The sequence below is a fragment of the Brevibacterium sp. Mu109 genome (genome assembly GCF_900169375.1).
GTDB lineage: Bacteria > Actinomycetota > Actinomycetes > Actinomycetales > Brevibacteriaceae > Brevibacterium > Brevibacterium yomogidense_A.
This window is the reverse complement of the sequence record NZ_FXZF01000059.1, coordinates 1-6,352: the sequence shown is the minus strand read 5'-3', so window position 1 is coordinate 6,352 and position 6,352 is coordinate 1. Positions and strand designations below refer to the sequence as shown.

Sequence of the window (6,352 nt, the reverse complement as noted above, 5' to 3'; positions counted from 1 at the left end):
TGATCTCAGCGTCCACAGCCAGATCGATCTCGACCACGTCGCCGATCAGATGAACCGCCGACCACGTCGGCGTCTGGAATTCGCGACTCCCTACGAAGTACTCTCAGACCACCTGTTGCGATGACCCACTGAAACCGCCTACTCCGTTGGTGCGGATGTTGCGCTCTCGCGCCGCCGCAGAGCCTCCAGCCGCCTACCGTTCAGGCGAGTGAGAAAACGAGTGAGTGCAATGTGGTCCAGTTCCATATGGAACTGGACCACATTGCACTCACTCGGCGGCGGTAGAGGTGGCGGCGACGGCGCCTGCGGCGGCGGTGATGCGACAGCCTCAGCTGTTGATGCGCTCCAGGATCATCTCGCGCGCTGTGCCCGCGTCGGCCTGGCCGCGGGTGGCCTTCATGATCGGCCCCATGAGCGCGCCGATCGCCTGCATCTTCCCGCCCTTGATCTTCTCGACTACGTCCGGGTTCGCGGCGATCGCCTCGTCCACGGCGGCCTCGAGCGCACCGGTGTCCTCGACGATCTGCAGGCCGTCGGCCTCCATCACCTGCGCGGGTGTGCCCCGTCCCTCGACGACTCCCGCGAGCACCTTCCGGGCCAGCTTGTCGTTGAGCTTCCCATCGTCGATGAGCTTCTGGAGCTCCGCGACGTGCTCCGGTGTCGCGAGCTCCGTGGCCTCGACGTCCTTCTGCTTGGCGACGCGCGCGATCTCGCCCATCCACCACTTGCGCGCCGCATCCGGCTTCGCGCCTGCGACGACGGTCGCCTCGACCGGGTCCAGGAGGTCCGCGTTGATGATGTCGCGCATCTCCAGCTCGCTGATGCCCCACTCGTCAAGCAGACGACGACGGCGTGCGGCCGGCAGCTCCGGCAGACCCGCGCGGATCTCCTCGACCCAGTCGCGCGACGGCGCGACGGGCACCAGGTCCGGCTCCGGGAAGTAGCGGTAGTCGTCCGCATCGGACTTCGGGCGGCCCGACGACGTCGATCCGTCCGTCTCGTGGAAGTGGCGCGTCTCCTGCAGGATGGATCCCCCCGCATCGAGGATCTCCGCCTGACGGGCGATCTCGTAGCGCACCGTCCGGTCGATCGAGCGGAACGAGTTCACGTTCTTCGTCTCCGTGCGCGTGCCCAGCGGCGCATCCGCGTCCGCACGCAGCGACACGTTGATGTCCGCGCGGACGTTGCCCTGCTCCATCCGCGCCTCGGAGACCCCGATGGCCCGGAAGATGTCCCGCAGTGTGCGCACGTAGGCGGCCGCCACCTCGGGAGCGCGGTCCCCGACCCCGGTGATCGGGTGCGTGACGATCTCGACCAGCGGCACACCGGCGCGGTTGTAGTCGACCAGCGAGTGATCCGCGCCGTGGATGCGGCCGGACGCCCCGCCCACGTGCGTGTTCTTGCCGGCGTCCTCCTCCATGTGCGCCCGCTCGATGGCGACGGGCACGATCGTGCCGTCCTCCAGCTCGACGTCGATGCTGCCGTCGTAGGCGATCGGCTCATCCGCCTGCGAGGTCTGGAAGTTCTTCGCCAGGTCCGGGTAGAAGTAGTTCTTCCGTGCGAACCGGCACGATTCCGCGATCTCGCAGCCCAGTGCCAGGCCGATGCGGATGGCGTACTCGATCGCCGTCCGGTTCACGACCGGCAGCGCGCCGGGCAGACCCAGCGAGGTGGGTGTCGTGTTCTCGTTCGCACCCCCACCGAACGTGTTGGGGGCGTCATCGAACATCTTCGTCGCGGTGCCCAGCTCCACGTGCACCTCGATGCCCAGAGCCGGATCGTACTTCGCGACTGCGTCCTCATACTTCATGTGCGTGTCCTCCCGGCCTCAGGCGCTCGTCGTTGCGGATTCGGCCGCATAGTCCGTCGGCACTCCGGCCCACACAGGTGCGCCTGCGGCGTCGGTGACCAGGGCCTCGATCGCGGAGCCCACCTCGTAGAGGCGCGCGTCCTCGCGAGCCGGTGCCAGCAGCTGGAAGCCCACGGGCATGCCGTTCGCCAGGCCCGCCGGCAGGCTCATGCCGGGGATGCCGGCCAGGTTCGCCGGGATCGTCGCCGCATCGCCCAGGTAGAGGGCCATCGGGTCGTCGTCGCTCTCCATCCCGAACGGCAGCGCCGTCGTGGGCGCGGTCGGCGACACGAGCACGTCCGCCTTCTCGAAGGCCGCGGCCAGGTCGCGCTGCACCAGGGTGCGCACCTTCTGCGCGGAGCCGTAGTAGGCGTCGTAGTAGCCGGCCGACAGGGCGTAGGTGCCCAGCAGGATGCGGCGCTTGACCTCGGCGCCGAATCCGGCCGCGCGGGTCGCACTCATGACGGTCTCCGCGGTGACGGGACCGGATTCCGGCTCCACCCGCAGGCCGAACCGCATCCCGTCGTAGCGGGCGAGGTTCGAGGACGCCTCCGACGGCATGATCAGGTAGTACGCGTCCAGGGCGTAGCGCAGGGACGGCATGTCGACCTCGACGATCTCCGCACCGGCCTGCTGGGCCAGCTCGAGCGCCTGCGTGAACGCCGCGCGCACGCCGTCGTCGTAGTCGTCAGCGGACAGCTGCCGGATCGTGCCCAGGCGCTTGCCCTTGAGCGATCCGTCGCGGGCCCCGGCCTGGACGGCGGCGAGGAAGTCCGGCACGGCGTCGCTCAGCGACGTGGAGTCGCGCGGATCATGACCGGCCAGCAGCTGGTGGAGGGCGGCGGCATCGGCCACGGTGCGACCCAGCGGGCCCACCTGGTCGAGGCTCGAGGCCATGGCCACGATGCCGTAGCGGGACACGGAGCCGTACGTGGGCTTCACACCCACCGTGCCCGTGAACGCGGCGGGCTGGCGGACAGAGCCGCCCGTGTCCGTGCCGACTGCCAGCGGTGCCTGGTAGGCCGCGGCCGAGGTCGCAGCACCTCCCGAGGACCCGCCCGGGACCGTGGTCGTGTCCCACGGGTTGCGCGTGGGCCCGAACGCGGAGTGCTCCGTCGTCGATCCCATCGCGAACTCGTCCATGTTGGTCTTGCCCAGGACGGGCAGTCCCGCATCCTTGATCTTCGCGTAGACGGTCGAGTCGTAGGGCGGCACCCAGTCCTCGAGCATCTTCGAGCCCGCGGTCGTGCGGATGCCGGCGGTGACGACGACGTCCTTGAGGCTCACGGGCACACCCGCGAACGGGTGGAGGTCTTCACCTGCTGCGCGCCGGCGGTCGACGTCCGCGGCGGTGGCGAGCGCGGCGTCCGGGGTGACGGAGATGAACGAGCCGATGACGTCGTCGGTCGCCTCGATGCGATCCAGGTGCGCACGGGTCACGTCGGTCGACGTGTACTCCCCTGCGCGCATGCCATCCGCCAGCTGTGCGGCGGTGAGTCGAGTGAGGTCCTGGCTCATGTCAGTCCTCCCCGAGGATCTGGGGGACGAGGAACTTGCCGTCCTCCGACGCAGGGGCGCCGGACAGCGCCTGCTCCGCGGTGAGGGGGCTTCCCACGACGTCGTCGCGGAGGACGTTCGTCAGCGGGATGGGGTGACTGGTCGCGGGGACGTCGTCCGTCGCCACCTCCGCCACGCGGGCGACGTTGGCGAGGATCTGGTCCAGGTCCCCTGCTGTCTTCTCAAGCTCTTCGCTGGACATGGCGATCCTGGCGAGTTCCGCCAGGTGCTCGACCTGTCCAGCGGTGATCGCGGCTGCGTCAGCCATCCCCACCCTCTCTCAAACGATGTTCTATCGCAGGCCAGTCTACGACGCGGGCGCAGGCGCGACGACAAGCGCAGGTGACGTGACGAGCGGCGGAGTTTAGTGCACGACAGCGATCTATGCACGAGAGCGAAAAACTATTCTGCAAAGACGCATGAATGCGAGGTGGATCACTCACGATGGGCCGAGCCGATGCACAGACGCATCGGGCCCGGGGCGTCCCGCAGCCCGGCCACCTGCAGGTATGCACACTGCACCGCACTGACGCGGAGTCGCTGCGGCAGGGGCACCGGGTGCATCCACCGACCTCACGGAGGCGACATGTCGTACGACGGCTCCGCGCAGAACAGCGCGCCGCATGAAGACGGTCCACCGGAATCGCAGGAACCCCACGATCAGCAGCAGTCGCAGGAAGCGCGGGAAGCGCAGGAAGCGCACGATCTGCACGTGCAGACGATGGATTACATCGCGGCCCAGGAGTCAGAGGAGTTCGTTGCTCTGAAGCGGTCGCATCGGAGCTTCGTCTTCCCCATGGCCGCGTTCTTCATCATCTGGTACGCGGTCTATGTCCTCCTGGGCGCCTACGCCCACGACTTCATGGCCCAGCCGGTGTTCGGCTCCGTCAACCTGGGCATAGTCCTGGGTCTGGGACAGTTCGTCACGACCTTCCTCATCACCAGCATCTACGTCATGTACGCGAACCGGAAGCTGGATCCGAAGGCCCAGGCGCTGCGCACCGAGTTCGAAGCACAGGAGGCCTCCTCATGAGCACTGCCCTCACGACCGCTCCCCTGCTCCTGGCCGCGGATTCGGCCTCCACACCGGAGAACAATCCGGTGCTCAACATCTCGATCTTCCTGGCGTTCGTCGCGGTGACGCTCGTCATCGTGTTCCGCGCCAGCAGGAACAACAAGTCCGCTGCGGACTACTACGCGGCCGGCCGGTCATTCACCGGCTCGCAGAACGGGTTCGCCATCTCCGGCGACTACCTCTCCGCCGCATCGTTCCTGGGCATCGTCGGCGCGATCGCCGTCACCGGCTATGACGGGTTCCTCTATTCGGTGGGATTCCTCGTCGCGTGGCTGGTCGCGCTGCTGCTCGTCGCGGAGCTCATGCGCAACACCGCGAAGTTCACGATGGCCGACGTGCTGGCGTTCCGCCTCAAGCAGCGCCCGGTCCGCATGGCGGCCGCACTCACGACGCTGGCCGTGTGCTTCTTCTACCTGCTCGCCCAGATGGCGGGCGCGGGCGGACTGGTGTCCCTGCTGCTGGGCGTCGATTCACGGGTGGGCCAGTCGCTCGTCATCGCGGTCGTCGGCGTCATCATGATCATCTACGTCCTGGTGGGCGGCATGAAGGGCACCACCTGGGTCCAGATCATCAAGGCGTTCCTGCTGATCGGCGGCGTCTTCATCATGACGGTGTGGGTGCTCTGGCTCAACGACTTCAACTTCTCGTCGCTGCTGGACGACGCGGTGGCGAACTCGATCTCCGATCCGAAGGGGGCCCTGCTCGCACCGGGCCTGAAGTACGGCGCGCTGCCGATCGACTTCGTCTCCCTCGCACTCGCCCTGGTCCTGGGCACAGCGGGTCTGCCCCACGTGCTCATGCGCTTCTACACGGTGCCCACTGCGAAGGAGGCCCGCCGATCCGTCGTGTGGGCGATCTGGCTGATCGGTGTCTTCTACATCTTCACCCTCGTGCTGGGCTTCGGCGCTGCCGCGATGGTCGGGCCGGAGAACATCGTGAACGCGCCGGGAGGCGTGAACTCCGCTGCTCCGCTGCTCGCCAACGCGCTGGGCGGCCCGGTGCTGCTGGGCATCATCTCCGCCGTGGCGTTCGCGACGATCCTTGCGGTCGTCGCCGGTCTGACGATCACGGCGGCCGCATCCTTCGCGCATGACATCTACTCGAACGTCATCCGCAAAGGCAAGACGGATTCGCAGGCAGAGGTCAAGGTCGCCCGTCGCACCGTGCTGGTCATCGGTGCGGTGTCGATCATCGGCGGCATCGGCGTGCAGGGGCAGAACATCGCATTCCTCGTCGCGCTGGCCTTCGCGGTCGCGGCGAGCGCGAATCTGCCGACCATCCTCTACTCGCTCTACTGGAGCCGATTCACCACGCGCGGAGCGGTGTGGAGCATGTACGGCGGGCTCATCTCCTGCATCCTGCTCATCGCCTTCTCCCCCGTCGTGTCCGGTTCGGAGGACGCGATGCTCGGCGCGAACATCGACTTCGCGATCTTCCCGCTGTCCAACCCGGGCATCGTCTCGATCCCGCTGGGCTTCCTGCTGGGCTGGATCGGCTCGCTCACCGACAAGGGAGTGGAGAGCAAGAAGCTCGCGGCGGAGATGGAGGTCCGCTCACTCACCGGTCACGGTGCGGAGAAGGAGGTCGAGCACTGATCCCCTGATCCGGGGCCGAGTCCCAGGCCCGGGGCTGATCCCCTGTTCCGGGGCTGAGTCCCGGGCCCGGGGGCTGACCTCGGGACCCTGGTGGGTCAGTCCCCGTGCCTACTGGACCTGCACGACCTGGGCCTGCTGAACCACGAAACTGTTATGTCTCAAGAGATGGGTGACAGTTCTGCATCAGGACATCGGTGACAGTGTGGGGCGTCTTGGTGGTGACACTTCCCGACTGTGATTGAGGGGTGAGCAGAAACGAACCCGTTGATCCCCGCG

At 67.5% G+C, this 6,352-nt stretch carries 5 protein-coding genes; 2 read left to right on the top strand and 3 right to left on the bottom strand.

Going from position 1 to position 6,352, the window contains the following annotated elements:
- Window positions 1-328 precede the first annotated feature (328 nt).
- The 3 genes from gatB to gatC are packed head-to-tail and all read right to left on the bottom strand — an operon-like array spanning window position 329 to window position 3,674.
- Complete coding sequence (gatB, locus tag BSP109_RS16105; protein ID WP_087007805.1) at window positions 329-1,810, bottom strand: Asp-tRNA(Asn)/Glu-tRNA(Gln) amidotransferase subunit GatB; 1,482 nt, start codon at window positions 1,808-1,810, stop codon at window positions 329-331.
- Window positions 1,811-1,828: 18 nt separating this feature from the next.
- The gene (gene gatA / locus BSP109_RS16100) at window positions 1,829-3,367 is read right to left on the bottom strand and encodes an Asp-tRNA(Asn)/Glu-tRNA(Gln) amidotransferase subunit GatA (protein ID WP_087007803.1); all 1,539 of its coding nucleotides are present in this window, start codon (window positions 3,365-3,367) and stop codon (window positions 1,829-1,831) included.
- Window position 3,368: 1 nt separating this feature from the next.
- Complete coding sequence (gene gatC / locus BSP109_RS16095; RefSeq protein ID WP_087007800.1) at window positions 3,369-3,674, bottom strand: Asp-tRNA(Asn)/Glu-tRNA(Gln) amidotransferase subunit GatC; 306 nt, start codon at window positions 3,672-3,674, stop codon at window positions 3,369-3,371.
- A gap of 453 nt (window positions 3,675-4,127) precedes the next feature.
- Between gatC and BSP109_RS16090 the strand changes: the two genes are divergently transcribed.
- Window positions 4,128-4,439 (top strand): DUF485 domain-containing protein, encoded by a 312-nt coding sequence (locus BSP109_RS16090; protein WP_087008387.1) that lies wholly within the window; start codon window positions 4,128-4,130, stop codon window positions 4,437-4,439.
- On the top strand, window positions 4,436-6,076 hold the full coding sequence (locus tag BSP109_RS16085; RefSeq protein WP_101601951.1) for a cation acetate symporter: 1,641 nt from the start codon (window positions 4,436-4,438) through the stop codon (window positions 6,074-6,076). Before BSP109_RS16090 ends, BSP109_RS16085 begins: the two co-directional genes overlap by 4 nt.
- The last annotated feature ends 276 nt before the right edge of the window (window positions 6,077-6,352 follow it).